1 protein-coding gene is annotated in these 953 nt (G+C 75.0%); it reads right to left on the bottom strand.

Translation table 11 applies throughout. The annotated features are described in order from the left end of the window. Positions 1-112 precede the first annotated feature (112 nt). Positions 113-793, bottom strand: a complete 681-nt coding sequence (locus E4P40_RS27720) for a hypothetical protein (protein WP_135161486.1) — start codon at positions 791-793, stop codon at positions 113-115. Positions 794-953 lie beyond the last annotated feature (160 nt).

Raw genomic sequence — 953 nt, 5'->3', positions numbered from 1 at the left:
CGCTTCCTCGCGGTCGCGGCGGCTCCCGGCGACCCGCGGGCGGGGGCTGGGAGTCGGGCGGGCGGCGCCGGGGCGTGGGCGCGGCGTGGGGCGCGGGCGGTCGTCGGGTGCGTCAGTCATTGCCCGGCCCCGTCCCCTTGATGCCCGACAGCAGCCAGCGGTCCTCGACCCTCTCCAGCGTGACCTCGATGCGGTAGCGGATGATCTGCGCCTGCGGGTTCGCGGCGCTCTCCTGCGTGGACTGGATGACGAGCAGGACGGTGGCGTCCTCCCCGTTCGCGCGGGTGACGCCCGCGCCGACGACCTCGGTGTTCACGACGGCCTGCAGGTCGGTGATCTCCTGCCGGCGCTCGTCGAGCTCGGCGACGGACTCCTCGCGCAGGTCGCCGGTGGTGACCCGGCGGGCCTGCTCGATGTCGTCGTCGAGGGTCAGGTAGTCGAAGGACGTCAGGTCCACGACACCGGACCGGGCGGCCTGCAGCGCCTCGGCGTAGTCACCGGTGCGGACGGCGGACTCGCCCGGCCGGGTGAACCAGAGGAAGGCGGCCGCGCCGAGGAGGAGCACCAGCAGCACCGCCAGCGTCGGCACGAGCGGGATGGCGGGCCCACGGCCGCTGGCCGGTGCGTCTCCGCCCACGTCGTCCCCACCGCCCCGCCGCCGCCGGGACCGCCGGCCCGGCCCGGGGGTGCCTGCCGTCTCCTCGTCGGGTGCTCCGTCGCCGGCGATCCCCGCTTCGGGGGTCCCTGCGTCGGTCGCTCCGGTGGACTCGTCGTCGGGACCGACGGAGGTCATGTCCTCCTCCTCGTCCCGCGCACGTGCCCGCGCTTCGCTCGTCACCCGCGCGATTCTCCTTGTCGTTGGTCGTTGTGGGCCCGCGGCGTGCGCGAGTCAGCCCGTAAGGGTGGCGATGGGATTGGCATGGAGCAGGCCGCCGAGCAGCTCCGACAGCGCG

It is taken from the genome of Blastococcus sp. CT_GayMR20 (genome assembly GCF_004570345.1).
Note: the sequence above shows the minus strand (reverse complement) of the source record. Positions and strands in the feature narration are given on the sequence as shown.

Bases quoted from the DNA above. Each gene is read 5' to 3' on its own strand.
- E4P40_RS27720 (WP_135161486.1), bottom strand. From the start codon at position 793: ATGACCTCCGTCGGTCCCGACGACGAGTCCACCGGAGCGACCGACGCA.